The organism is Lysobacter sp. KACC 24251, from assembly GCF_057747755.1.
This window is the reverse complement of record NZ_CM173222.1, coordinates 2733215-2759483: the sequence shown is the minus strand read 5'-3', so window position 1 is coordinate 2759483 and position 26269 is coordinate 2733215. Positions and strand designations below refer to the sequence as shown.

The following is a 26269-nucleotide window of genomic DNA, read 5'->3' as shown; positions in this document are numbered from 1 at the left end:
ACATTGACCACGGAGACCCCATGAGCTGGCTAATCACCAAATACCTCCTCACCGCCGCCGTCGTGGTCCTCGTCTCCGAAGCCGCCAAGCGCAGCGACAAACTCGGCGCCTTCGTCGCGGCGCTGCCCATGGTCACGGTACTCGCGCTGATCTGGCTCTATGTCGAGAAGCAGCCGCAGGCCAAGATCGCCAACCACGCCTGGTACACGTTCTGGTACGTGGTGCCCACGCTGCCGATGTTCCTCGCCTTCCCCTTCCTGCTTGGGCGCATCGGCTTCTGGCCGACCATGGCGGCCAGCGTGGTCATCACCGTGGTGTGCTTCGGACTGTTCGCGCTGGCGCTGCGGCCGTTCGGCATCCAGTTGCTGCCTTAGCGTCAGCAGTGGGTCGGTGGGGCGCCGCCCACGGTCCGACAAGTCTCTTTTTTCTGCGGCCTTGTCGATTCGTGCCGCCACCGTTCGTCGTACTGGCACAACCACAGCAAAGGACCCCGCCATGGCCCGCATGATATTCGTCAACCTTCCCGTCACCCACCTCGCTGCGTCGATGGCGTTCTACGAGGCCCTGGGTTTCACCAACAACCCCCAGTTCACCGACGAGACCGCCGCATGCATGGTCTGGAGCGAGGCGATCAACGTGATGCTGCTCACCCACGACAAGTGGCGCACCTTCACCAGCCGCCCGATTCCGCCCAGGACCTCAAGTGAGGTGCTGCTGGCGCTCTCGCTGGAAAGCCGCGAAGCGGTGGATGCAATGAACGAGGCCGCAGCCGCCCACGGCGGCACCGCCGACATCAATCCCACTCAGGATCTGGGCTTCATGTACAACCGCAACCTGGCCGACCCGGACGGCCACGTGTGGGAGGCGTTCTGGATGGACATGTCCGCGGTGCCCCCGGCGGACCACCACTGAGCGACTCTCAGGCAACCCCGCGCAGATATGCCGGGGTGCCCAGATCAGGTCGTCAGGTCAGCTGGCTGGACCTGTGGTCGCCAACGATGGGCGCGGCGCAATCGCCTGCGCCCAAGCGGACAGCCGCGGCGCCAGCGGCCGCCACGCGCGGTCGGGCAGGCGGAAGTCCAGCCATTCCAGCGCACAGGCCACGCTGATGTCCGCCAAAGTCAGGCCGTCGCCCACGAACCACGCGCGCTCGCCCAGCTGGCGCTCCAGCTCGCGCACGCCGCCTTCCACCTTCAGCCACTGCCAGTCCATCCAGCCCGCGCTGCGCTCGTGCTCGGCGCGGCCGGCGTAGATGCCCTCCAGGCGGATCGCCACGCCCGCGTCCATCACGCCATCGGCCAGCGCCTCGACGCGCTTCACCGCCATGCGCGTGGCGAAATCGGCGGGGAGCAGGCGCGGACCTGGCAGCGCGTCCAACCACTCGCAGATCACCGGCGAGTCGTACCACGCATCGCCGTCATCGGTGACCAGGCACGGCACCTTGCGCAGCGGGTTGAGCGCGGCGACCGGGCTGGCCGGGTCGAGCACGTCGACCACCACCAGCTCCAGCGCGATGCCCTTCTCGGCGGCGAGCGCGCGCACCTTGCGCGCGAACGGGCTGGGCAGCGAGCAGAACAGTTTCATTGGCGCGGCTCAGCCTTGCTGTTCGCGGGCGATGGCGCGCCAGCCGATGTCGTGGCGGTGGAACTCGCCGTGCCAGGAAATGCCGGCCACCCCGCCGTACGCCTTGTGCTGTGCCTCGGCCACCGTGTCGCCCAGGCCGACCACACACAGCACGCGGCCGCCCGCGGTGACAATGTCGTCGCCCACCAGCTTGGTGCCCGCGTGGAAGACCTTGGTGTCCTCCATCTCCGGCACGTCCCACATGCTGATGATGTCGCCGAGGCGCGGCGTGTCGGGATAGTGCTCGGCTGCCATCACCACGCCCAGCGCAGGGCGCCGGTCCCAGCGTGCCTCAACGCCCGCCAGTCGGCCGTCGATGCCGGCCTCGACCAGATCCAGCAGGTCCGATTGCAGGCGCATCATCACCGGCTGCGTTTCCGGATCGCCGAAGCGCACGTTGAATTCGATCACCTTGGGCGCGCCGCTGGCGTCGATCATCAGCCCGGCGTAGAGGAACCCGGTAAACGGCACGCCGTCCTTGATCATGCCCTGCACGGTCGGGTTGACCACCTCGCGCATCACGCGCGCGTGCACCTCGGGCGTGACCACCGGCGCGGGCGAGTAAGCGCCCATGCCGCCGGTGTTGGGGCCGGTGTCGCGGTCGCCCACGCGCTTGTGGTCCTGGCTGGTGGCCATCGGCAGCGCGGTGGTGCCGTCGACCATGGAGATGAAGCTGGCCTCCTCGCCGTCGAGGAACTCCTCGATCACCACGCGCGAACCTGCCGCGCCGAACGCATTGCCGGCCAGCATGTCGCGCACCGCGGCTTCGGCTTCCTCCAGCGTCATCGCCACGATCACGCCCTTGCCGGCGGCCAGGCCGTCGGCCTTGACCACGATCGGCGCACCCTTCTCGCGCACGTACGCCAGCGCGGCATCCACGTCGGTGTGCACGGCGTAGTACGCGGTGGGAATGCCGTGGCGAGCGAGGAAGTCCTTGGCGAAGGCCTTGCTGCCCTCCAGCTGCGCGGCGGCTGCGGTCGGCCCGAAGATGCGGTGGCCGGCGGCGCGGAAGCGGTCAACCACGCCGATCACCAGCGGCGCCTCGGGGCCGACCACGGTGACCGCCACGCCTTCGCGATCCACCAGCGCCAGCAGGCCATCGATGTCGGTGGCGCTGACCGCGACGTTGCGGCACTTGTCCTCATGCGCGGTCCCGGCGTTGCCCGGCGCGACCAGGACTTCGCTGACGCGCGGGGACTGGGCCAGCTTCCACGCCAGGGCGTGTTCGCGGCCGCCGGAGCCGATGACGAGCAGTTTCATGGGGCAGTCTCAGAAGGGGGCGCAGGAGGCTGATTTTACGGGAGCGGGTGGGGGGGGTGGGGGCGTTGGTCGAGTCGCACGGAGGCTGGCGATGGGGGGTATTGCTACAGCCCTCCGTCCGCGCATCCTGCGCGGAGTCGGGCCGCGCGCCATCCATGGCGCGCTTTTCCGCAATACCCCCCACCCGAAGCCATTGCCAATCAATGGCGGAAGTGCCGCACCCCAGTGAACACCATCGCGATGCCATGCTCGTCGGCCGCCGCAATCACCTCGGCATCGCGCATGGAACCACCCGGCTGGATCACCGCCTTGATGCCCGCCTCCGCCGCCGCATCGATGCCATCGCGGAACGGGAAGAACGCATCCGACGCCATCACCGAACCCGGCACCACCAGCCCCGCGTCGCTGGCCTTGATGCCCGCGATGCGCGCCGAGTACACCCGGCTCATCTGCCCCGCGCCGACGCCGACGGTCTGCTTGTTCTTCGCGTAGACAATCGCGTTGGACTTCACGAACTTGGCCACGCGCCACGCGAACAGCAGGTCGCCCAGCTGCTCCTCGGTCGGCGCCACCTTGGTGACCACTTTCAGTTCGTCGCGCGTCACCTCGCGGATGTCGGCGGTCTGCATCAGCAGGCCCGAGCCGACACGCTTGACGTCGATGTTGTTCTTGCCCTCGCCGTGCGGGATCTTCAGCACGCGCACGTTGGCCTTCTTGGTGCAGTAGTCCAGCGCGCCCTGCTCGTAATCCGGGGCGATCAGCACCTCGACGAACTGGCGGTCGAGGATGGTCTTGGCGGTGGCCGCATCGAGCGTACGGTTGAAGGCGATGATGCCGCCGAACGCGCTGGTCGGGTCGGTGGCGTACGCGGCTTCGTACGTGTCGGCGCAGCTGGCGCCTTCGGCCACGCCGCACGGGTTGGCGTGCTTGACGATCACGCAGGCCGGCGCATCAAACTGGCGCACGCATTCCCAGGCCGCATCGGCATCGGCCAGGTTGTTGTAGCTCAGCTCCTTGCCCTGCAGCTGGGTGAAGGTGGCCAGCGTGCCCGGCACCGGCCACAGGTCGCGGTAGAACGCGCCCTGCTGGTGCGGGTTCTCGCCGTAGCGCAGGTCCATCACCTTGACGAAATTGCTGTTGTTCTGCGCCGGGAACAACTGCTGCTTGCCGTCCGCGTCGAGCGAGGACAGGTAGTTGCTGATGCACGCGTCATAGAAGGCCACGTTGTTGAACGCGGCCACCGACAGCGCGAAGCGGGTCTTGGCCGACAGCGTGCCGTCATTGGCATTGAGCTCGTCGACGAGGCCGGCGTACTGCGCCGGATCGGTCGCCACCGCCACGCGTGCGAAGTTCTTCGCCGCGCTGCGCAGCATTGCCGGGCCACCGATGTCGATGTTCTCGATGATGTCGTCGAAGGTGCTGTTGGGGTCCATCGACACGCGCACGAACGGATACAGGTTCAGCACCAGCAGATCGATCTTCTCGATGCCGTGCTGCGCCATCACCGCGTCATCGGTGCCGGCGCGGCCGAGCAGGCCGCCGTGCACGATCGGGTGCAGGGTCTTGACCCGGCCGTCCATCATTTCCGGGAAGCCGGTGACGTCGCTGACGTCCTTGACCGGCAGGCCGGCGTCGCGGATCGCCTTGGCGGTGCCGCCGGTGGAGAGCAGTTCGACGCCGCGCGCGGCGAGCGCCTTGGCAAGGTCGATCAGGCCGGTCTTGTCGGAAACGGACAGCAGTGCCCTGCGGACGGGCAGACGGTCGGTGGTCATGGGGGTGGCGATGGGTGGCGTGTGGGGAGCCGGCCATTATACGGGCAGCCCCATTCCACACCCTGCGGCCGCTCTACCCGGTGCGCTGGCGGATACCGGTTGTCACGCGCGTGGCGCGACCGGCAGTTCACGCCAGCCCGTAATCCCGCAGCTTCTTGCGCAGCGTCGCGCGGTGGATGCCGAGCATGGTGGCGGCGCGGCTCTGGTTGCCTTCGCAGTGGCGCAGCACTTCGATGAAGAGCGGTATCTCCAGCTCGCGGAGGGCGATGTCATACAGGTTCGCGCTGTCCTCGCACCCGTCCAGGTCGCCGAGGTAACGGCGGATGGAGGTGGCGACATGGTCGCGCAATGGCACGCGCGAGCCCGTGCGGGCCTCGGAGCGGTCGGCGGCAGCGTTCAAGCGGATCCCCTGTGGAACAGTCTCGTCCCGCCGCGGTCGGCCAGTGCGGGACGGGCGGGAGGGTGGAGTCTAGCGCGGCCAAGTCGCAGCCGTCACCGCGACCTGCGATCGTCAGCGGAAATCGAAGCTGAAAGCGACGGTGTCGGGCGCGGGTTCCACCACATCCAGCAAAACGGTCACGGTCTGGCCGGGGGCCAGGGTGTCGCCGGTGGTGCGCAGGTCGCGGTAATCGGCCGGCTGGAAGGCGCGGGCGCCCACGGTCTGTCCGTGGATGTCCGACAGGCTCAGCAGCAGCACCGGCCAGGCCTGCTCGCGCGCGGCATCGTTGCGGAACGTCGCGGTGATCTCCAGCACGCCCGGGTGCACCGGGCTGGGGCGCACGCTGCGCGTGACCATGGCGAAGGCCTCCGGTTCGCGCCAGGCAGGCAGGGAGCAACCCAGCGCGCCACAGACCCGCTCCAGTGCAGGGCGCCAGCGGGGCTGCCCGGCGAGTTCGGCGCGCTGCGACAGCAGCAGCTGAATCGCCAGCAGCAGCGCCAGGGCCAGGATGACCGCGACCCCGGGCCAGCGCGGGCCCGAATCCACCATCGACAGCGTGCGGCGCGCAAAGCGGGGGGCCGTGACCAGTCGTGGAGGTTGGGGAGTTGTGCGGGGCGCGGCAGGGGGCGCTTCAGCGTCCGCGGGCGTGTAGTGCTGTACGGATGCGTCCGGAGTGGCGACGTCGTCAACCCCGTCGACCCGGTCCACTCCGTGCCCAACCGCAGCGAGATCCACATCGGCGGCATCGGCATCGGTGTCGGTGCCAACTTCCTCGGAAGGTAGGGCCTCGGCGGGGGAATCGCTGGGTGACGTCTCCACGAGCGCACCGTCGGCGGGCGATGCGTCCGCGGACGACGCGTCGACCGCATCCATCCGCAGCACGCCCTGGCACTGTGGGCAACGCGCGTCGGCCCCGTCACGCGCGGTGATCAGGGCAACCAGGAAGCCGCAGTGGGGGCAACGCATGAACATTGATTGAGTTTACGCAACCGACCGTGGCGGCCGGGAGTCGCCACGCGGGCGGGCCATCGCGAAACCGGGACTGGGTCGCAGATTTGGCGGGTTCGCTCGGTGCGCTGGCGCGGGTCCCCACGCCGCCGGGATCAAGCGCGGCGCACGCCGCTGATGCGGATCCAGTCCTCGAGGCGGTCCACCTGCAGTTGGTCGAAGTGCGGCATGTACGCGGCGAGCACCTCCTCCTCCTGGCCGGCGAGGATGCCCGAGAGGGCGATGCGGCCGCCGGGCGCCACGCGCGACGCCAGCGTGTCCACCAGCGCGATCAGCGCGACGGCGAGGATGTTGGCGACCACCACCGGGTAGGTCGCCACCGGCTCGTCCTGCGGCAGGTACACCGCCATGCGCGCGCCGACGCCATTGCGCTCTGCATTGTCGTGGGTCGCGATCAGCGCCTGCGGGTCGTTGTCCACGCCCACCGCCTGCGCCGCACCCAACTTGAGCGCGGCCAGCGCAAGGATGCCGCTGCCGCACCCGAAGTCGAGCACGCGCGCTTCGCGCAGTACGCCCTCACTGGCCAGCCCATCCAGCCACTGCAGGCACAACGCGGTGGTCGGGTGCGTGCCCGAGCCGAATGCCAGGCCCGGGTCCAGGCGGACGATCGCCGGTATGCGCGCCGGGTCCTCGCTGGCCGCGTCCAGCTGCTGCTGCGCATCTTCCGGCAGGTCCGCGTTCCACGGCACGATCCAGGTGCGCTGGCCGAAGCGCAGCGGTTCGTACTGGTCCATCCATGCGCGCTCCCAATCCTGGTCCTCGACCTCGCGGAAGCTGGCGCGCGACCAGTCCAGTCCTTCGTCCGCGGCGGACAGCGCGTACAGCAGCAACGCTTCGGAGGTACCGCCCTCGAACAACGCGGTCAGCACCAGCTCGTTCCACAGTGGCTGCTCGCCCACGCCCGGCTCGAAAATGGCCTGCTCGTCAGGCGCGTCGGCGTGCGCGTCGGCCAGGGTCACTGCCAATGCGCCTACGTCCTCCAAGGCCCGCTCGTAGCGCGGTTGCTGGGCTTCGGTGCAGGGCAGGGAGAGCTCTAGAAAAGGCATGCGGGCGCGGGCTGAGGGGAATCCCGCAATTCTACCCCCGTGACACGGGGCCCCTTTGCACGCCCGTGGTCGCCGCCGCTCCGACGTGCGCGCCGGGGGCGCCGCATGGACGCATCGCCGCGCCACTTGAACGCAAAAAGGCCGCCCACGAGGAGCGGCCCTTGCCATGCGGAACGACGGGATCAGACGATCGAGATCGTCTTCTCCTTCTGCTCCTTCAGCCGCTTCTCCAGGTAGTGGATGTTCTGTCCACCCTGCTGGAAGCCGACGTCGGCGAGGATGCGCTGCTGCAGCGGAATGTTGGTCTTGATGCCATCCACCACCATCTCGCTCAGCGCCACGCGCATGCGCGCGATCGCGGTCTCGCGGTCGGGGCCGTGCACGATCAGCTTGCCGATCATCGAATCGTAGTTCGGCGGCACGCGGTAGCCTTCGTAGATGTGGCTGTCCACGCGCACGCCCGGGCCACCCGGCGCGTGGAAGTGCTGGATCAGGCCGGGGCACGGCATGAACGTATCCGGGTCCTCGGCGTTGATGCGGCACTCGATGGCGTGGCCCTCGAGCACGATGTCCTCCTGCTTCAGGCTCAGCTTGTGGCCGGCGGCGACCAGCAGCTGTTCCTTGACCAGGTCGATGCCGGTGACCATCTCGGTGACCGGATGCTCGACCTGGATGCGGGTGTTCATCTCGATGAAGTAGAAGCGGCCGTCCTCGTACAGGAACTCGAACGTGCCGGCGCCGCGGTAGCCGATGCGGATGCACGCTTCCACGCACACCTTGCCGATTTCAGCGCGCTGTTCGGCCGTGATGCCGGGTGCGGGCGCTTCTTCCACCACCTTCTGGTGGCGGCGCTGCATGGAGCAGTCGCGTTCACCCAGGTGGATGGCATTGCCCTGGCCGTCGGCCAGCACCTGGATCTCCACGTGGCGCGGATTCTCCAGGAACTTCTCCATGTACACCATGTCGTTGCCGAAGGCGGCCTTGGCCTCGGACTTGGTGGTCTGGATGGCGTTGTTGAGGTGCGCCTCGGTGTGCACCACGCGCATGCCGCGGCCACCGCCGCCGCCCGCGGCCTTGACGATGACCGGGTAGCCGATCTCGCGGGCGATCTTGACGTTGGTCGCGGCGTCATCGCCCAGCGGGCCACCGCTGCCCGGCACGCACGGCACGCCGGCGGCCTTCATCGCCTTGATCGCCTCGACCTTGTCGCCCATCAGGCGGATGGTGTCGGCCTTCGGACCGATGAAGATGAAGCCCGATTCCTCCACGCGCTCGGCGAAGTCGGCGTTCTCCGACAGGAAGCCGTAGCCGGGGTGGATGGCCTGCGCGTCGGTGACTTCGGCCGCCGCGATCAACGAGGCCATGTTGAGGTAGCTCGCCGTGGACGGGGCCGGGCCGATGCACACCGACTCGTCGGCCATGGCGACGTGCTTGAGGTTGCGGTCGACGGTGGAATGTACCGCGACCGTGCGGATGCCCAGGGCGTGGCACGCGCGCAGGATGCGCAGCGCGATTTCGCCACGGTTGGCAATGACGACTTTGTCCAGCATGCGCCGCGCCTCAGCCGATCACGAACAGCGGCTGGTCGAACTCGATCGGCTGGCCGTTCTCGGCGATCACCTTGAGCACGGTGCCCGACACGTCGGCTTCGATCGGGTTGAACATCTTCATCGCCTCGATGATGGCCAGCGTGTCGCCGACCTTGACCGTCTGGCCGACGGTGACGAAGGCGGGCTTGTCCGGCGAAGGGCTGGCGTAGAAGGTGCCGACCATCGGCGCGCGCACCACGTGGCCGTCGGGCAGGTCGCTGCCGGCCTTGGCGTGGCCGCCGGTGGCGGCTTCGGTCGGGCCCTGCATCGGCATCGCCGGCGCGGGGGCCGGGGCGTGGTGCATCACCGGGGCGGCGGCGACGATGCTGCCCTTCGGGGTGCGGGCAAGGCGGACCGACTCCTCCCCTTCCTTGATTTCGATTTCAGCGAGGTTGGATTCTTCCAGCAGGTCGATCAGCTTCTTGATTTTGCGCAGGTCCATCTCGGGCCTCTAGGTCGGGCCCCGGCGTGCGGGGCGTGGATGCGAAAGGAAAATGTCGGGGCGCCGGCGCCCAAGGGCCGACCGGCGACCGCTTCAGGAAGGCTTGGTCTTGGAGACCGCGTGGCTGTCGAGCCACGCCAGCGCCGCGTCGAGTGCGAAGCGGTAGCTGTTTTCGCCGAAACCGGCGATCACGCCCAGGGCGAGGTCACTGAAGTAGCTGTGACGGCGGAACGGCTCGCGGGCATGTGGGTTGGACAGGTGGACCTCGATGAACGGAATGTCCACCGCGGCCAGCGCGTCGCGCAGGGCGACGCTGGTGTGGGTGAAGGCGGCCGGGTTGATCAGGATCAGCGCGGTGCCGTCATGGCGGGCAGCCTGTACCCGCTCGACCAGCACGTGCTCGGCGTTGGATTGCAGGCTGTCGTACTGGTGACCGGCACGCTCGGTGCCGGCGCGCAGTGCGCCGTCGATCTGCGCCAGCGTGGTGCGGCCGTAGATGCCTGGCTCGCGGTCGCCGAGCAGGTTGAGGTTGGGACCGTTCAGTACCAGAAGCTTCGCCATGGCCGTCCATACGGGCATCGGGAAGGCCGCAGTGTGCGTGATGGCTGGGCGGCTGTCTAGAAGTTCGCCACCATTTCGCAGAAGATGTCGCGATTTAATCAGTTGTTTGAGTTTTGGCTCTAAAGTGCTGACCAGCCTTCGATTTCCCCGTGGGCGAAGGGGCCGATGCGCTGCTTCAGCAGCCGCCCGTCGGCCGAAACCAGCACGGAGTAGGGCAGCACGCCCCTCGGATTGCCCAGTTGCACGCCGCTGTCCCGCGGACCCGCGGCGTCGAGAAGGATCGGGTAGCCCACGGGCGTGCGCTGCAGGAAGGCGCGCACTGCCTCGGCATCGTCCAGCGCAATGCCGACCACTTGCGTGCCGTTGGCGCCTTGGGTCTGGGCGTAACGGTCCAGCTCCGGCATCTCCTGGATGCACGGCCCGCACCAGCTGGCCCAGAAGTTGATGAGGATCGGCCGGCCAGCGTATGCGGCGGGCAATTCGACGACGTTGCCGGACACTGCAGGCAGTGATAGCCGGGGGATGACCTCGCCGCGACGGGCCACGACGAGGTCCGCGGGAGTGGCGGGCGCGTTGGCGGCCACGACGCTCTGCAGCGCACGTTGTCCCATCTCCGAGCGCAGCAGGGGCCCCGGTCCCGTGGTCCACAGGCTGGCAGCGACACCGGCGACCCCCGCGGCCAGGGCCACCAGCACGATCTTCGTCGCCGACTTCACCGCGTGCCGCCCGCCGCGTCGCGCAACGCCACCTCGACGGTGGCCTCGGTCAGCACGGTGGGCAACACCCGGCCTTCGCCGCCGCCGCGCGGGAATACCACGTACAGCGGTACGCCCACGGCCTTGTATCGCTGCAGGAATGCAGTCAGGGTCGGGTCGACATCGGTCCAGTCGCCGACCATGTACACCGCGTTGGCCGCCTCCATCGCGCGACGGAAGCCGTCACCCTTGAACACGGACTTCTCGTTGACCTTGCAGGTCACGCACCAATCGGCCGTGACGTTGACGAACACCACGCGGTCGGCGCCACGCAGGTCGGCCAGGCGCTGTTCGCCGTAGGGCACCGCGGTGACGCCTTCGGCGGGGCCGGCGGGCGCTGCCTGCGCCGCCGGGCGGGGCAGGCCGTGGATGGTGTGCAGCGGCCACGCCAGGCCCAGGACCGCCAGCAGCGCGGTGGCCGTGGCCCAGCGGTGGCCGGTGCGGCGCGAGCGCGTCCATGCCCATGCGGCGAACGCCAGCAGCACCGCCGCGAACAACCACCAGCCGACCGCATCGGCGCCCCGCTGGCGCGCGAGCACCCAGGCCAGCCACGCGGCCGTGAGGTACAGCGGGAAGGCGAGGGCCTGCTTGAAAGTCTCCATCCACTCGCCTGGCCGCGGCAGGCGCCTGGCCAGCGCGGGGATGAAACCGATCAGAAGGAACGGCAGTGCCAGGCCCAGGCCCAGTGCCAGGAATACGGCGATGGCGGTGCCGGTGGATGCGGTGAAGGCCCACGCCAGGGCCGCGCCCATGAACGGGGCGGTGCACGGCGTCGCCACGACCACCGCCAGCACCCCGGTGAAGAAGTCGCCCGCGGGCCCGCTCTGCGTGGTCAGCGCGTGCCCGGCGCCGGTCCAGCGGCCGCCGACATGCCAGACGCCCGACATGCTCAGGCCGAGGGCCAGCATCACCAGCGCCAGCACCGCGATCACCACCGGCTGCTGCAATTGGAAGCCCCAGCCCAGGGCCAGGCCGGCATGGCGCAAGGCCAGCGCAATCCCACCCAACGCGGCGAAGCTCAGCAAGACGCCCGCGGTGTACCAGAGCGCGTGGCGCCGGGCGCGGGTCGGGTCCTGCCCATTGCCCGCCAGCGATAGCGCCTTCAGCGACAGCACCGGCAGCACGCAGGGCATGAGGTTGAGGATCAGGCCGCCCAACAGGGCCAGCACCAGTGCGGACCACAGGGTAAGGTCCGCACCGCGGGGGGCGGCACCCAGGGCGCCATCGGCAACGGTGGCCGCGGTGCTCGCCTGCGTTGCGCCAGTGGCCGGATCTGCCCGGGGCGCGATGGCGGCGCCACTGCCCTCAAGGGTCGCAGCGGTGGAATCGACAGCGCCCACGATGCCGCCGGCCGTGGCCGCAACCCCGGCCGCGGTGTCCGCAGCCGAGGGCGCACCGGCGCCAAGACCGGTGCCTTGGGGCGCGACGCCCGCGGGGGTCACCTTGCCGCGCGGCAACGACACCGACACCGTGCGGGTCATCGGCGGATAGCAGATGCCATTGTTCTGGCAGCCCTGGAACGTGGCGGTCAGGCGCAGGTCCGCCGCATCGGCGCGGGTGCGGAGCACCGGCACCGGTACGTCGACCTGGTCGAAGAACACAGTGGTACGGCCGAAGTATTCGTCCTGATGCGAAGTGCCCTGCGGCCAGCGCGGCGCGCCCAGACCCAGGCCTGCTCGGGTCGAGCCGGCATCCAGCGTGAGCCGGGTCTTGTCGCGGTACAGGTAATAGCCCCGTGCGGGCGTGAAGCGCAGCAGCAGCGTGTTCCCGTCACCGGCGATCGCCTCGAAACCGTAGGCCTGCTCCGGCGGCAGCGGCAGCGCGTCCGCACCTCCGGCCTTGCCCAGCAGCCCGGCGCCTGCGGCGACGCCACCGCCACCCGGATTGCCAAAGGCCACCACCGGTGCCGGTGCGGCGGCGGGCAGGGCCACGGTGATGCGGCGCGTCTGCGGCGGATAGCAGATGCCGGCGTCGGCGCAGCCCTGGTACTTGATCGTCAGCGTGGTGCGGTCGGCGTTGGCCGTGCCCGCCAACGTCGCCGACAGTGAGCCCCGGTAGGTCTCCACGTCGCCGAAGAACTCGTCGCGGTAGGCCTTGCCCTTGGGCAACTGCAGCGCGCCAGCGGTGAAACCGGCGTCGGCCTGCACCGCGGTGCGGTGTCGATAGAGGTAATAGCCCTCTGCGATCTTCCACTGCACGTTGATCCGCCCGGCATCGCCCGCCTGCGCGCTGAGGACGAAGACCTCGTCCACCGGCGGCAGCTGGTCCGGCGTCACCGCCGTGGCGGGCCCGGCCAGCAGGGCAGCAAACAGTGCGAGGGTGGGGCGGAGGCGGCGCAGGGGACGCGGGAGGAGCGCGGGTTCAGTCATGGTCTCGGGTCTGTTGGGCCACCCAGTCGAAGTACTCGGGCAGGCCGGCGCTGGCTTCGACCGCCAGTACCTCGGGGAGTTCATAGGGGTGCAGTTCGCGCAGGCGCCGGGTCAGCGCATCCAGACGCGCGTCCGTGGTCTTGATCATCAGCAGCACCTCGTCGGCCTGCTCCACGCGTTCATGCCAGCGGTAGGTGGAGCGGATGCCGGGCAGCACGTTGACGCAGGCCGCCAGGCGCGCCTCGACCACGGCGCGCGCCAGCCGATCGGCGGTGACGGCATCGGGGCAGGCGCAGTACACGATCAGCGTGGGCATCCGCCGATTCTAGCGGTCCGCGTGAACGGGTGCCGGCGGCGGCGATCACGGGCTATTCGAGCACCCCGGGCAGGCGCTCGTCCTCGCGGCGCTCGCCCCGGCGGTAGCGCCCGGTGCGCATGCCGGCCAACTGCTCGGCCAGTTCCACCAGTGGCGGCCGGGCGCGCATGGGCGTCTCGCGGAATGCGCGGATCAACCGGATCTCGATGGGGTCGTCCAGTAGCAGCGCGTCGGCGGCGGCGATTGCGTCCAGTTCCGCGTCGGCCGACTGGCGCATCAGTCCGCGGCCCGTGGCCAGCCATTCGAACTGCACGCCGGTGGCCAGTGCCACCGCCCGCAGGTGGTTCACGCTGGGGTGCTTGCCGTCGCTGGCTTCCCAGTGGCTGACCGCGCTGCGCTGGACGCCCACGGCAGCGCCCAGGGCGGCCTGGGACAGGCCGGCGTGACGACGGGCGAGGCGGATACGTTGTTGTGAGGTCATGTCGGGCTCCCGCGGGGGCGTGGACTGGCAATTGGCACCAAAAGTAACCCAGTGATCAATAGACACGCAACGCGTGCGCTTTCGGTATACAGCATGTCCATTGGGTGCCAACAGGTCACGCTTTGCAGTGACATGGGTCGCAGTATGGACACCCGAAGTGGCCCCCAAGAGCTCTTATGGGGGGTGTTGACGTGACGCAAACTGATCAATACTGACGCATGCCGGCAGGAAGCCGGTTAGACATGGGGTGTCTGGTCTGGGGAGAGGGCGCGGGAAGGCGCCAAGCCGAGGATGGCCGTCTCCGTACCGGAAAGGGCGTGGACCTTCGGGGTCACGCCCTTTCTTTTGCGCGTCGTTCGGGGCGTGCCTTCCCGTGAGTGCACTGGGCCTTGAAAGCCCGCGTCCACCGCCCCATCTCTGCGCGGTCCCGGTTCTGCCGGGCGCTGTCGTCCCGGATTCTGGCACTCCTCCGGCACGACTGCTAACATTCCCGATCTTTCCCCACCACTTCAACCACTTACGAGGTTGTCATGTCGAATATCAAGCCGCTCTATGACCGCGTGGTCCTCAAGCGCATGGAAGAAGAAAAGCTGTCCGCCGGCGGCATCGTGATCCCGGACTCGGCCACCGAGAAGCCCATCAAGGGCGAAGTCGTCGCCGTTGGCGAAGGCAAGGTCCTGGACAACGGCACCGTGCGCGCGCCGAAGGTCAAGGCTGGCGACAAGGTCCTGTTCGGCAAGTACAGCGGCACCGAGGTCAAGCTCGACGGCGTCGAGTACCTGGTGGTCAAGGAAGACGACATCTTCGCGATCCTCGGCTGATCGCGCTGCGGCGTGGGCCGTGCCGGGCGCGACCTCGCGTCCGCGACCGGCCGCCGCTCCCGCGGGAAACCCCGCGCCGCACCCGTCGCCTTCCCCTTCTTCAAATCAATTCAACTATTGAGGTAATCCGCAATGGCTGCCAAGGAAATTCGTTTCGGTGAGGACGCGCGCGCCAAGATGGTGCGCGGCGTCAACGTGCTCGCCAATGCCGTCAAGGCCACCCTGGGCCCGAAGGGCCGCAACGTCGTGCTCGAGAAGAGCTTCGGCGCGCCGACCATCACCAAGGACGGCGTGAGCGTCGCCAAGGAAATCGAACTGTCCGACAAGTTCGAGAACATGGGCGCGCAGATGGTCAAGGAAGTCGCTTCCAAGACCTCCGACAACGCCGGCGACGGCACCACCACCGCCACCGTGCTGGCCCAGGCGTTCATCCGTGAAGGCATGAAGGCCGTCGCGGCCGGCATGAACCCGATGGACCTCAAGCGCGGCATCGACCAGGCCGTCGTCGCCGCCGTCGGCGAGCTGAAGAAGATCAGCAAGCCGTCGTCGACCAACAAGGAAATCGCCCAGGTCGGCACGATCTCGGCCAACTCGGACGCCAACATCGGCGACCTGATCGCCCAGGCGATGGACAAGGTCGGCAAGGAAGGCGTGATCACCGTTGAAGACGGTTCGGGCCTGGAGAACGAGCTGGACGTGGTCGAGGGCATGCAGTTCGACCGCGGCTACCTGTCGCCGTACTTCATCAACAACCAGCAGTCGATGCAGGCCGAACTGGACGATCCGTTCATCCTGCTGCACGACAAGAAGATCTCCAACGTGCGTGACCTGCTGCCGGTGCTGGAAGGCGTCGCGAAGGCTGGCAAGCCGCTGCTGATCATCGCCGAGGAAGTCGAGGGCGAAGCCCTGGCGACCCTGGTGGTCAACACCATCCGCGGCATCGTCAAGGTCTGCGCGGTGAAGGCCCCGGGCTTCGGCGACCGTCGCAAGGCGATGCTGGAAGACATGGCCATCCTGACCGGCGGCACCGTGATCTCCGAGGAAGTGGGCCTGCAGCTGGACAAGGCCACCATCAAGGACCTGGGCCGCGCGAAGAAGGTGCAGGTCTCCAAGGAGAACACCACCATCATCGACGGCGCGGGCGAGCACGCCGGCATCGAAGGTCGCATCAAGCAGATCAAGGCGCAGATCGAAGAGACCTCTTCGGACTACGACCGCGAGAAGCTGCAGGAGCGCGTGGCCAAGCTGGCCGGCGGCGTGGCCGTCATCAAGGTCGGTGCCGCCACCGAAGTCGAGATGAAGGAAAAGAAGGCGCGCGTGGAAGACGCCCTGCACGCCACCCGCGCTGCGGTTGAGGAAGGCATCGTCCCGGGCGGCGGCGTCGCGCTGCTGCGCGCCAAGGCCGCGATCGCTGGCCTGAAGGGTGCCAACGAAGACCAGAACCACGGTATCGCAATCGCCCTGCGCGCGATGGAAGCCCCGCTGCGCGAGATCGTCACCAATGCCGGCGAAGAGCCGTCGGTGGTGCTGAACCGCGTGATCGAGGGCACCGGTGCCTTCGGTTACAACGCCGCCAACGGCGAGTTCGGCGACATGATCGAGTTCGGCATCCTGGACCCGACCAAGGTCACCCGCACCGCGCTGCAGAACGCCGCGTCGATCGCCGGTCTGATGATCACGACCGAGGCGATGGTCGCCGACCTGCCGAAGAAGGACGAGCCGGCGATGCCGGGCGCCGGTGGCATGGGCGGCATGGGTGGCATGGACTTCTAAGTCCTGCTGCCACGTAAGCGCGACACTAAGGCCCCGCCGTTCGGCGGGGCCTTTTTTGTTGTGGCCGCAATCGCGCCGCCGCGGCGTTGGCGCTGGTTGGCGCGTCAGTGTTCGCCCGGGGACCCCAAGGAGCATAGTGCCGGGACAGGGGGCCATTTCGTCGCGTCATCACCCACAACGAAGGGGATCGGCAGTGAAGAAGTCTTCCGTACTTGCAGTTACGGCGCTGGCCAGCGCCTGCATGGTGGCATTGGCCGCCACTGGCTCGACCGTCATCGAGCTCTTCCCGCTTGAACCGCAGGCCGTGCCCGAGGCCGGCCCGCCCCAAGACGAAAGCCCGCAGCGCTGGTTCGTCGAGCTCAGCGGCGCCCCCACGGCGGACGGCGGCAAGCAGGCGGCCGTGAAGGCGGAGAAAAAGGCATTCCGAGATGGGGCCCGCCGTGCCGGCCTGCGCTATCGCGAGGTATACGCCTACGACGCGCTCTTCAACGGGTTCTCCATCGTGGTGGATCGCGCGCAACTGAGCACGCTGGCGCGCCTGCCAGGGGTCAAGGCGATCTATCCCGTGGAGACGGTGGCGGCGCCGACGCCGGGCACCTCCAATCCTGAGCTGCTGACGGCATTGGCCATGACCGGAGCCGACGTGGCCCAGGGCCAGTTGGGTCTGGATGGCAGCGGCGTGCGCGTGGCCGTGATGGACACGGGCGTGGACCACGACCACCCGGATTTCGGTGGCGGCGGCAGCCCGGGTACCACGGCCTTCCCCACCGCGCGAGTCGTCGCGGGTTGGGATTTCGTCGGCGATGCGTTCAATGCCGATCCCGCATCGGCCAGCTACAACCCCGTGCCAGTGCCCGACGCCAATCCGGACGACTGCAACGGCCACGGCACCCACGTGGCGGGCATCATCGGCGCCGATGGCGCGGTCAAGGGCGTCGCCCCGAAGGTGGCCCTGGGTGCCTATCGGGTGTTCGGCTGCCAGGGCTCGACCACCGCGGACATCATGGTGGCCGCGATGGAGCAGGTGCTGGCCGACGACATGGACGTGCTCAACATGAGCATTGGCTCCACCTACCAGTGGCCCGAGTACCCAACCGCCAAGGCGGCCACCCGCCTGGTCAACAATGGCGTGGTGGTCGTGGCCTCCGCCGGCAACAGCGGCACGTCCGGCCTGTACTCGACGGGGGCGCCCAGCGTGGGCGACAAAGTGATCAGCGTCGCCTCCTTCGACAACACCCACGTGCGCCAGCGCTACTTCACGATCTCGCCCGATGGCACCCAGGTCGGGTTCAACCCCGCCACGGGCTCGCCCGCCGCACCCGCCAGTGGCACCTGGCCGATGGCGCGCACGGGCACGGCCACCAGCAGTGCGGACGCCTGTTCGGCGCTGCCGGCTGGCAGCCTCGCCGGCAAGGTGGCGTTGATCCGCCGCGGCACGTGCACGTTCCACGTGAAGGCCTACAACGCGCAGACGGCGGGCGCCGCTGCGGTGGTGGTGTACGACAATCTCGCCGGCTCACCGCTGAGTCCGACCGTCGTCGGTACGCCGGCGATCACCATCCCCGTGGTCGCCACGAGCAAGGCGCTGGGCGAACTGATCGACGGGCGGCTGGCCACCGCGGCGGTCGATCTGACGTGGACCGCGGGGGTGGGTTCGTTCCCCAACCCGGCAGGCGGGCTCATGTCGAGCTTCAGTTCCTACGGCATGTCCCCTGACCTGCAACTCAAGCCCGATATCGGCGCACCCGGCGGCGCGATCTACTCCACCTACCCGCTGGAAGGCGGCGGCTACGCCACGATCAGCGGCACCTCCATGGCCTCGCCCCACGTGGCCGGTGCGGCGGCACTGCTGTTGCAGTCCGCCCCCAACCTGCCGTCGCAGGCGGTGGCCGCGGCCTTGCAGAACAGCGCCGTGCCAAAGCCGTGGTCGGGCAACCCCGGCCTCGGTTTTCTGGACCTGGTGCACCGCCAAGGGGCCGGCATGCTCCGCATCGACGATGCCATCACCACCGCCACGCGTATCGCCCCGGGCAAGCTGTCCCTGGGCGAAAGCGAAGCGGGGCCTGCCGCGCACAGCCTGACCCTGCGCAACATCGGTTCGACCGCGGTGACCTACACGCTCTCGTCGGTCAATGCGGTGTCCACGGGGCCGGCCACGTACGTGCCCACGTTCGCCACCAGCAACGCCACCGCGGTCTTCGCCGTGCAGACGCTCACGCTGCTGCCCGGCGCGACGGCGACCGTGGGCGTGACCATCACCGCGCCGGCCGCGCCGCTGGGCGGCCAGTACGGCGGCTACCTGGTGTTCACTCCTGACGACGGCAGTGCCACGTTGCGTGTGCCGTTTGCGGGCGTCATCGGCGATTACCAGGCCAAGCAGGTGCTGGTGCCCACTGCCAACGGTTTCCCGTGGCTGGCCAAGCTCAGCAACGGCAGCTATGCCCGGCAGGCGTCGGGCGCCAGCTACACGATGGCGGGCAACGACGTGCCGTTCTTCCTGGTCCACTTCGAACACCAGCCACAGCTGATGCGCATGGACGTGACCGAAGTCAGCACGGGCAAGTCCTGGCACCGTGCATTGGAAAGCCAGTACTTGGGGCGCAACTCGACCGCGACCGGCTTCTTCGCGTTCTCGTGGGACGGCCAGACGTTTGCTGGGAACAAGGCCTACACCGTTCCCAACGGCCAGTACGTGATACGGCTGTCGGTGCTCAAGGCGCTGGGCGAAGCTGCCAACCCTGCGCACTGGGAGACCTGGGATTCCCCGGTCGTGACCATCGCGCGGCCGTGATGGTCTGACACTCGGCTGTAGCAGTGTGCTGGAGGCCCCGTCATGCGGCGGGGCCTCCTCGCGACTGCGGGGTCTGTCGGCCGTGTTACCCCAGCGCCGTGTCGCGGCCAGCCGGGTTCAGGGCAACATGCGGCCGGTGTCCAGCCACCGCTGGTGCCACGACAGCGCCTCGGGCAGCAGATGCGGAGTGTGCTTGCCATAGCTGTCGCGGCTGGCGCGCGCGAAGTAGTCCTGCAGCGCGTCGCGGAAATCCGCATGCGCGCAATGGTCGATGACCTGCCGTGCACGCTGCTTGGGCGACAAGCCGCGCAGGTCCGCCAGGCCGTGTTCGGTGACGATGATCGATACGTCGTGTTCGGTGTGGTCCACGTGGCTGACCATCGGCACGATCGAGGAGATGGTGCCGTCCTTCGCGGTGCTCGGGCTCATGAAGATCGACAGGAAGCCGTTGCGCGCAAAGTCGCCCGAGCCGCCGATGCCGTTCTGTATGCGCGTGCCCATGATGTGGGTGGAGTTGACGTTGCCATACAGGTCGGCCTCGACCATGCCGTTCATGCCGATGCAGCCCAGGCGGCGCACGAGCTCCGGATGGTTGGAGATCTCCTGCGTGCGCATCACGATGCGCTTGCGGTAGAAGTCGATGTCCTGCTTGAACCGCTCGTTGGCCTCGGGACTGAGCGCGAAGCCGGTGCACGAGGCGCTGGTGATGATGCCTTCGCGCAGCAGGTCGAGCATCCCGTCCTGGATCACCTCGGTGAAGGCAGTAAGGTTGCGGAAACCGCTGGCGGCCAAGCCCGCGAGCACCGCGTTGGGAATATTTCCCACGCCCGACTGCAGCGGCAGCAGGTTGGCGGGCAGGCGTCCCGCCTTCACTTCGTGCTGCAGGAACTCCACCAGGTGCGCGGCGATGCGCTGGCTGGTGGCATCGGCGGGGTTGAACGGGCTGTTGCGGTCGGGGCCGTGCGTGCGCACCACCGCCACGATCTTGGACGGATCGCAGCGCAGCGCGGTGTCGCCGATACGGTCGTCCGGATTGACCAGCGGGATCGGCTTGCGGTGCGGCGGCAGCGCGGTCCCGTAGTAGATGTCGTGCATGCCTTCGACACCAGCCGGCTGCCAATCGTTGACCTCCAGGATCACCTTCTTCGCCAGGTCCAGCCACGTCTTGTTGTTGCCCAACGACGTGGACGGGACCAGCGATCCGTCCTCGCGGATGGCCGAGACCTCGATCACCGCGGTGTCGATCTCGCCGTAGAAGCCAAACCACGCATGCTGCGCGACGTGGCTCAGGTGTGCGTCGATGTATTCCAGCGTGCCGTCGTTGATGCGCTTGCGCGCGTCGGGGTCCGACTGGAACGGCAGGCGCAGCGCCAGGCCATCAACCTTGGCCAGCGCGCCATCCAGCTCCGGTGCGGTGGACGCGCCGGTCAGCAGCCGGATCTGGAAGGCGTCGCCCTGCGCGTGCACCTGCTCGATGCGGCGGGCGAGGGCCAGCGGCACCGCCTTGGGGTAGCCCGAGCCGGTGAAGCCGCTCATGGCCACCGTGGTGCCGGGTTGGATGAAGGCAGCCGCCGCGTCGGCGGACATGACGCGGTCCAGCAGGCGTGCGTCGCGAATGCGGTCTTCGGACATGATCGGGAGAGGGCGGGGGAAACCCCATTATCGCGCCGGGATTTGGGCGGGGCTGTACGCCCAACGTAGGGCTTGAAATCGCCTTCCTGTACCCGTCAGTACTCTTTTGCACTGCAGCGTGCATTCCCTCTAACAAATCCTTCACGATTGGCCTGCATCCCGACGTGGGGGAGGGAGCAGGCCCGCAACCGGTTCGACCGGGGCGGGCTTTTTTATTGCCCGTCTCCAAGGGGCGCCCCCGGCACGGTGCCGGGATCCGGCGTGGCGGGGCGTGCTCGGTCATCCGACCAGGTGCACCAGAAGGCGACCGTGACCAGCCGCGAAGGGTTTGGCGTCGGCGTACCGACAGGCGGATCGGCGCCGAAGACGGCGTGCCAGAATCCGTCCATGGATTCCGACGCCCGGGAAAACGCATCCGACCCCACCTCCTTCGCGCCCCACGTGGAGCGCGCCATCGCGCGCCTGCGCGCTACTGCCCCCACCCTGAACGCGCGGCTCGATGATCCGACGGTCGCGGCAGCAGTGGCCCGTGTGGTGCAGACCAGCGATTTCTTCACCGACACCCTGGCGCGCCAGCCCACGCTGCTGGACCGCCTGTGGGCCGATGACGGAGCGCATTGGCCGGTCCCGGCGCTGCGGTTGGAGCAACGCGCGGACTGGCCCGCGCTGCTGCGCCGCCACCGCACCGCGGTCTCTGCCCGGCTGGTGTGGCGCGACGTGCTGGGCCTGGATGAGGTGGCCGACACCCTGCGCGGCACCACCCAACTGGCCGATGACTGCCTGCAGGCGGCCCTTGTGGCGCTGGAGGCCGAGTTCGCCAGCCGCCACGGCGTGGTGCGCGACGCCGACGGGCGCCTGCAGCGGCTGGTGGTGTTCGGCCTGGGCAAGCTGGGCGGGAGCGAGCTCAACTTCAGCTCCGACGTCGACCTTGTGTATGGGTACGAGTGCGATGGCCAGTCCGATGGCCCGCGTCCGCTGCCGGCCGAGCAGTACTTCGCCCGACTGGGCCAGCAACTGGCCAAGCTGCTGGACGAACCCACCGTCGATGGTTTCTGCCACCGCGTCGACCTGCGCCTGCGGCCCTACGGCAACGCCGGCCGGGTGGCATGGTCATTCGCGGCGATGGAGCAGTACTTCCAGCGCGAAGGCCGCGATTGGGAACGCTATGCGTGGCAGAAGGCGCGACCGGTGGCGGGCGATATCGACGCCGCCGAACGCTTCCTCGAAACGCTGCGGCCTTTCGTCTACCGCCGTTACCTCGACTACGGCGCACTCGATGGCCTGCGTTCGATGAAGGCCGCGATTGCCGCGGAAGTGGCGCGCAAGGAGATGGCCGACGACATCAAGCGCGGCCCGGGCGGCATCCGCGAGATCGAGTTCCTGGTGCAGGCCCTGCAGTTGATCCGCGGCGGGCGCGAGCCGGAACTGCGCGGCCGCCAGTTGCATCCGGCGCTGCAGGCGCTGGTGGCGACCCACCAGGTGGCGCCGGAGGCGGGGCAGGCATTGCTGCAGGCGCATCGGTTCCTGCGCCGGCTGGAGAACCGGCTGCAGATGCTTCGCGATGCGCAGACCCACGGCCTGCCGAACAATGCGGAGGATCGCGCCCGCGTCGCTTTCGGCCTTGGCTACGCCGACTGGGACGCGTTGCGCGCTGACCTGGACGGGCATCGCCACCGCGTGAGCGAGGAGTTCGCGGCGCTGCTGTCGCCGCGTCGGGGTAGCGCCGCCCCCGACGCATTGGCGACTTACTGGCAGCTGCTGCCCGATGAGGGAGATGCCGCGACGCTGGTCGACGCTGGCTTCGTCGAGGCAGGCAACGCCGATGCCATGCTGCGCGACTTCGCCCGCAGCCCGGGCGTACGCGGCCTGTCGACCGGCGCGCGGCAGCGGCTGGACCGCGTGCTGCCCGCGCTGCTGCAGGGCGCGGTCACCGCCACCCAGCCGATGCTGGCGCTGCGGCGACTGCTCGATCTGCTGCACAACGTGTTGCGGCGCAGCGCCTACCTCGCACTGCTGGACGAACAGCCCGCCGCACTCGCGCGCCTGGTCGAAGTGGTGGGCCGCAGCGCGTTGCTGGCCGAGCGCCTGGCCACGCACCCGCTCTTGCTGGACGAATTGCTGGACGCGCGGGTGGCCGGTCCGCTGCCGGGGCGTGAGGCCCTGCTGGAGGCCTGTGCCGCCGTCGATGGCGGTGACGACACCGAGGCGACGCTGCAGGCGCTCAACGAGGTGCGCCAGGCCCTCAGTTTCCGCATCGCCCTCGCGCAGCGCGACGGCCGCCAGGGCGCGGTGCAGAGTGCGCGCCAGCTGGCCTGGCTGGCCGATGGCGTGGTCGCACGCGTGCTGCAGGTGGCGCAGCAGGAAGTGCGCGGTGCGCACGGCGGCGTGCCCGGCGCGCAGTTCGCGGTGATCGGCTATGGCAGCCTCGGCGGCGAGGAGCTGGGCTTTGGCTCCGACCTCGACCTGGTGTTCCTCTACGACGCCGCGGCGGACGCGCAGTCCGACGGCGCGCGCCCGCTCGACGCCGCGCGCTGGTTCGCGCGGCTGGCGCAGAAGGTGGTGGCGCTGCTCGGCGCGGTGACCGCCGCCGGCCGCCTCTTCGACGTGGACGTGCGCCTGCGCCCCGACGGCGCCAAGGGCCTGCTGGTATCGAGCCTGGCAAGCTACACCGAGTACCAGCGCGAGCGCGCGTGGACGTGGGAGCACCAGGCGCTGGTCCGTGCCCGCGCCGTGGCCGGCGATGCCGAACTGCTGGCGCGCTTCGAAGCGGTGCGTGTGGAGACCCTGGCGCGGCCGCGCGAGCCCGCCAGGGTGGCCGAGGAGGTGGTGGCGATGCGCCGCCGCATGCGCACCGAGCTGGACCGCACCGATGCCGCGCTGTTCGACCTCAAGCAGGGCGACGGCGGTCTGGTCGACCTGGAGTTCCTGTTGCAGGCGATGGTCCTCGCCCACGCCGGCGCCTGTGCGCCGCTGCGGACGCCGCGCGACACGCCGGGGCTGATCGACGCGGCGCAGGCCTGCGGCCGGCTGGAAGCCACCGAAGCCGCGCGGCTGCAGGCGGCGCACGCCACGCTGCTGACGCTGGGGCTGGAGTGCACGCTGGACCGCCGTGCACGGCGCGTGCCGTTCGGCGACACCGTGGATGCCGCGCGCTCGGTCGTCCGCGACGTGGCACACGCCAAGGGGCTCGCGTTCGACGCCGGCTGAGGTCCGGCGTCGACCTTGCTCAGTCCGGCGCGTTCCAGCCGAGCCGTTGCCGCACCTCGGCGGCGACCCGGGCGGTCTCGCGCAGGGCGGTCACCGCGAAAGCTTCCGGCTGCTCGGTCCATGGCCGCACCCGGCCCAGGGCCTGCAGTTGCTCGACGAACCGTCCCGGCCGACCCTGCGCCTCGCCGGCCACATACACGGGGACGTTGGTCGCCGCGGCTTCCGACAGCATGTTCACCGAATCCGCGGTGCACACGATCCGGTCGGCCCAGCCCAGCAGCCCGGCGTAGGGGTTGGGCGCGGCATCGCCGGACGGCCCTGTCCACACCACGCCCGGCACCCCGTCGAGCCGCGCCTGCAACCGGGCGACCGCCGCGGCCGGGGTGCGCCGCGAGGTACTGGCCAGCACGCTGCCGCCCTCGCCCCGGACGTGGGCCGCCAGTGCGGCCAGCCAATGGTCGAACTCGCCCATGTCGAAGTCGCCCGCGTGGGTCGCTCCACCCACCAGGACCGCGGTGCGCGGGCCCGGCAACGTGCCCAGGTGCGCGAAGTCGCGACGGGCCGCGGCCAGCCACAGGTCATCCACCGGATGCAGGCTGCCGATCACCGGGATGACGTTGTCGCCACGCAGCCCGTCATGGCTGGGTACGACCAGCAGGTCCCAGTGCGCGGGATCCAGGCGCGGATCGAGGATCTGAACCGCCCGCGCGCCGCGCGCGCGCGCCAGCCGGGTCGCCAGCGCGGCCTGCCGCCCACAGCCGATCACCAGCGGCGGCGGCTGTTCCAGCGCGGCGGCAAATGCCGGCCCGAAGGCCAGGCGGGCACCCGGCAGGCGGCGCGGGGCCAGCCAGCGCCAGGGCGCGCGCGCCTGCAGCGCCCAGGCCGTGGCTCCCGCGCCCATCGCCGCGGCCAGGGCCTCCGCCTGGCGCACATTGCCCGCGGCACCGTCGGTCAGGGTCCAGGCGGTGGCATGCGCGCGTCCGGGACCCTCAACCCGGTCTGGTTGTTGCACGTTTGTCATCAATCCGTTCCGGAAGGCGTCACTGTGTCGCTGCTCGCGAGACTCTACACTTTCCACCATCGGTCGCGTCACCCGGCGCGGCACCCATGGAGATACTGATGTCCCGGACCCTGCCCACCGCGTCGCTCGAGCAACTGTTCACCACCGCCCGCACCCACAACGAACTGGGCGGCGACGTGAGCGACGACACCCTGCGCCAGCTGTACGAACTGGCCAAGTGGGGCCCGACCAGCGCCAACTCCTCGCCGGCGCGCTTCGTCTTCGTGAAGTCCGCCGAGGCCAAGGCCAAGCTCGGCCCGGCCCTGGATGAGGGCAACTACGCCAAGACCATGGCCGCGCCGGTCACCGTGATCGTCGGTTACGACCTGGCCTTCTTCGAGAAGCTGCCGTACCTGTTCCCGCACACCGACGCCAAGGGCTGGTTCGACACCAAGCCCGACGACGTGCTGGAGACCATCTGCCTGCGCAACGGCAGCCTGCAGGGTGCCTACCTGATCCTCGCCGCCCGTGCGCTTGGCCTGGACTGCGGGCCGATGTCCGGCTTCGACAACGCCAAGGTCGACGCGGCGTTCTTCGCCGGCACCCGGATCAAGTCCAACTTCCTCATCAATCTGGGCTACGGCGATGCGGCCAAGCTGTTCCCGCGCTCGCCGCGCCTGCCGTTCGACGAAGCCGCGCAGATTCTCTGACCCCAACCCCCCGCCCGGAGCCCACCCCCCATGTTCAAGCGCCTCGTTCTTGCCACCGCCCTCTTCGCCGCCAGCACCGCCGCCTTCGCCGCGCCGGTCAGCTACAAGATGGACCCCAACCACACCGACGTGACCGCCAGCTGGAACCACTTCGGCTTCTCCAACCCGATCGCCCACTTCGGCCAAGTCGACGGCACCATCGTCCATGACGCCGACAACGTCGGGCAGTCGTCGGTCAACGTGACCATCCCGCTGGCCGGCCTGAACTCGCACGTCGGCGCGTTCGACGAGCACCTGCGCAGCGCCGACTTCTTCGACGCCGCCAAGTACCCGGCCATCACTTTCAAGAGCACCAAGGTCGAGGCCGCTGGCGACGGCAAGCTCCGCGTGTTCGGCGACCTGACCATCAAGGAAACCACCAAGCCGGTGGTGCTGGACGTGACCATCAACAAGATCGGCGAGCAGCCGATGGCCAAGAAGCTGGCCGCCGGTTTCGACGCCACCACCACCATCAAGCGCACCGACTTCGGCGTGGGCCTGTACGCCCCCAACGTCAGCGACGAGGTGACCATCCGCATCACCACCGAAGCGCTGGGCCCGAAGGTCGAAGCCGCCGCGCCGGCTGCCAAGGGCAAGGCCAAGCGGAAGTAATCCGCCGCGCGGGTGATCATCTA

At 69.1% G+C, this 26269-nt stretch carries 23 protein-coding genes; 8 read left to right on the top strand and 15 right to left on the bottom strand.

All coding sequences use genetic code 11. The features are described 5' to 3' along the window. Positions 1 to 20 precede the first annotated feature (20 nt). Together AC3ARF_RS12795 and AC3ARF_RS12790 are read left to right on the top strand one after the other, a co-directional pair. Positions 21 to 374 carry a DUF3147 family protein gene (locus AC3ARF_RS12795; RefSeq protein ID WP_498928496.1) on the top strand — a complete coding sequence of 118 codons (354 nt, stop codon included), beginning with the start codon at positions 21 to 23 and terminating at the stop codon, positions 372 to 374. A gap of 121 nt (positions 375 to 495) precedes the next feature. Continuing rightward, complete coding sequence (locus AC3ARF_RS12790; protein ID WP_498928494.1) at positions 496 to 912, top strand: VOC family protein; 417 nt, start codon at positions 496 to 498, stop codon at positions 910 to 912. A gap of 57 nt (positions 913 to 969) precedes the next feature. Here the strand turns inward: AC3ARF_RS12790 and AC3ARF_RS12785 are convergent, their stop codons facing one another. From AC3ARF_RS12785 to AC3ARF_RS12725, 13 genes are all read right to left on the bottom strand, one after another. Further along, positions 970 to 1584 carry a glutathione S-transferase N-terminal domain-containing protein gene (locus AC3ARF_RS12785; protein WP_498928492.1) on the bottom strand — a complete coding sequence of 205 codons (615 nt, stop codon included), beginning with the start codon at positions 1582 to 1584 and terminating at the stop codon, positions 970 to 972. Between the two features lie 9 nt (positions 1585 to 1593). After that, positions 1594 to 2883, bottom strand: coding sequence for a phosphoribosylamine--glycine ligase (gene purD, locus AC3ARF_RS12780; RefSeq protein WP_498928490.1), 1290 nt, complete (start codon positions 2881 to 2883; stop codon positions 1594 to 1596). A 200-nt stretch (positions 2884 to 3083) separates the two neighbouring features. Then, positions 3084 to 4655 (bottom strand): bifunctional phosphoribosylaminoimidazolecarboxamide formyltransferase/IMP cyclohydrolase, encoded by a 1572-nt coding sequence (gene purH / locus AC3ARF_RS12775; RefSeq protein ID WP_498928488.1) that lies wholly within the window; start codon positions 4653 to 4655, stop codon positions 3084 to 3086. 127 nt (positions 4656 to 4782) lie between these two features. Continuing rightward, positions 4783 to 5055: a DNA-binding transcriptional regulator Fis gene (gene fis, locus AC3ARF_RS12770; RefSeq protein ID WP_498928486.1), complete on the bottom strand. Its 273-nt coding sequence runs from the start codon at positions 5053 to 5055 to the stop codon at positions 4783 to 4785. 111 nt (positions 5056 to 5166) lie between these two features. Beyond that, the gene (locus AC3ARF_RS12765) at positions 5167 to 6066 is read right to left on the bottom strand and encodes a DUF3426 domain-containing protein (RefSeq protein ID WP_498928484.1); all 900 of its coding nucleotides are present in this window, start codon (positions 6064 to 6066) and stop codon (positions 5167 to 5169) included. 131 nt (positions 6067 to 6197) lie between these two features. Next, positions 6198 to 7148, bottom strand: coding sequence for a 50S ribosomal protein L11 methyltransferase (gene prmA / locus AC3ARF_RS12760; protein WP_498928482.1), 951 nt, complete (start codon positions 7146 to 7148; stop codon positions 6198 to 6200). A 182-nt stretch (positions 7149 to 7330) separates the two neighbouring features. Beyond that, entirely contained in the window at positions 7331 to 8698 is a 1368-nt protein-coding gene (gene accC / locus AC3ARF_RS12755) for an acetyl-CoA carboxylase biotin carboxylase subunit (RefSeq protein ID WP_498928480.1), read from the bottom strand. A gap of 10 nt (positions 8699 to 8708) precedes the next feature. Continuing rightward, positions 8709 to 9179, bottom strand: coding sequence for an acetyl-CoA carboxylase biotin carboxyl carrier protein (accB, locus tag AC3ARF_RS12750; RefSeq protein WP_498928478.1), 471 nt, complete (start codon positions 9177 to 9179; stop codon positions 8709 to 8711). Positions 9180 to 9272: 93 nt separating this feature from the next. Further along, positions 9273 to 9740 carry a type II 3-dehydroquinate dehydratase gene (gene aroQ / locus AC3ARF_RS12745; protein ID WP_498928476.1) on the bottom strand — a complete coding sequence of 156 codons (468 nt, stop codon included), beginning with the start codon at positions 9738 to 9740 and terminating at the stop codon, positions 9273 to 9275. Positions 9741 to 9859: 119 nt separating this feature from the next. After that, positions 9860 to 10456 (bottom strand): TlpA family protein disulfide reductase, encoded by a 597-nt coding sequence (locus tag AC3ARF_RS12740; protein ID WP_498928474.1) that lies wholly within the window; start codon positions 10454 to 10456, stop codon positions 9860 to 9862. Continuing rightward, positions 10453 to 12864, bottom strand: a complete 2412-nt coding sequence (locus tag AC3ARF_RS12735) for a protein-disulfide reductase DsbD family protein (RefSeq protein ID WP_498928472.1) — start codon at positions 12862 to 12864, stop codon at positions 10453 to 10455. The genes AC3ARF_RS12740 and AC3ARF_RS12735 overlap by 4 nt, the downstream gene beginning before the upstream one ends. After that, a complete protein-coding gene (cutA, locus tag AC3ARF_RS12730; protein WP_498928470.1) occupies positions 12857 to 13180 on the bottom strand; it encodes a divalent-cation tolerance protein CutA in 324 nt (107 codons plus the stop codon). Before cutA ends, AC3ARF_RS12735 begins: the two co-directional genes overlap by 8 nt. Positions 13181 to 13232: 52 nt before the next feature. Next, on the bottom strand, positions 13233 to 13661 hold the full coding sequence (locus AC3ARF_RS12725; RefSeq protein ID WP_498928468.1) for a helix-turn-helix transcriptional regulator: 429 nt from the start codon (positions 13659 to 13661) through the stop codon (positions 13233 to 13235). A gap of 530 nt (positions 13662 to 14191) precedes the next feature. Here AC3ARF_RS12725 and groES point away from each other — a divergent pair. The 3 genes from groES to AC3ARF_RS12710 all read left to right on the top strand — a co-directional run bounded on the left by groES (position 14192) and on the right by AC3ARF_RS12710 (position 19046). After that, the gene (groES, locus tag AC3ARF_RS12720) at positions 14192 to 14482 is read left to right on the top strand and encodes a co-chaperone GroES (protein ID WP_498928466.1); all 291 of its coding nucleotides are present in this window, start codon (positions 14192 to 14194) and stop codon (positions 14480 to 14482) included. Positions 14483 to 14614: 132 nt separating this feature from the next. Then, the gene (groL, locus tag AC3ARF_RS12715; protein WP_498928464.1) at positions 14615 to 16255 is read left to right on the top strand and encodes a chaperonin GroEL; all 1641 of its coding nucleotides are present in this window, start codon (positions 14615 to 14617) and stop codon (positions 16253 to 16255) included. Positions 16256 to 16448: 193 nt separating this feature from the next. Then, positions 16449 to 19046 (top strand): S8 family serine peptidase, encoded by a 2598-nt coding sequence (locus tag AC3ARF_RS12710; protein ID WP_498928462.1) that lies wholly within the window; start codon positions 16449 to 16451, stop codon positions 19044 to 19046. A 117-nt stretch (positions 19047 to 19163) separates the two neighbouring features. Here the strand turns inward: AC3ARF_RS12710 and scpC are convergent, their stop codons facing one another. Beyond that, positions 19164 to 20678, bottom strand: coding sequence for a succinyl-CoA:acetate CoA-transferase ScpC (gene scpC, locus AC3ARF_RS12705; protein ID WP_498928460.1), 1515 nt, complete (start codon positions 20676 to 20678; stop codon positions 19164 to 19166). 387 nt (positions 20679 to 21065) lie between these two features. Here scpC and glnE point away from each other — a divergent pair, with 387 nt between their 5' ends. Next, positions 21066 to 23885, top strand: coding sequence for a bifunctional [glutamate--ammonia ligase]-adenylyl-L-tyrosine phosphorylase/[glutamate--ammonia-ligase] adenylyltransferase (gene glnE, locus AC3ARF_RS12700; protein WP_498928458.1), 2820 nt, complete (start codon positions 21066 to 21068; stop codon positions 23883 to 23885). Positions 23886 to 23904: 19 nt separating this feature from the next. Here glnE and AC3ARF_RS12695 read toward each other — a convergent pair whose 3' ends face one another. Beyond that, the gene (locus AC3ARF_RS12695) at positions 23905 to 24906 is read right to left on the bottom strand and encodes a mitochondrial fission ELM1 family protein (protein ID WP_498928456.1); all 1002 of its coding nucleotides are present in this window, start codon (positions 24904 to 24906) and stop codon (positions 23905 to 23907) included. Positions 24907 to 25004: 98 nt separating this feature from the next. Here AC3ARF_RS12695 and AC3ARF_RS12690 point away from each other — a divergent pair, with 98 nt between their 5' ends. Then, positions 25005 to 25595: a malonic semialdehyde reductase gene (locus AC3ARF_RS12690; protein ID WP_498928454.1), complete on the top strand. Its 591-nt coding sequence runs from the start codon at positions 25005 to 25007 to the stop codon at positions 25593 to 25595. A gap of 30 nt (positions 25596 to 25625) precedes the next feature. Continuing rightward, positions 25626 to 26246, top strand: a complete 621-nt coding sequence (locus tag AC3ARF_RS12685; protein ID WP_498928452.1) for a YceI family protein — start codon at positions 25626 to 25628, stop codon at positions 26244 to 26246. The last annotated feature ends 23 nt before the right edge of the window (positions 26247 to 26269 follow it).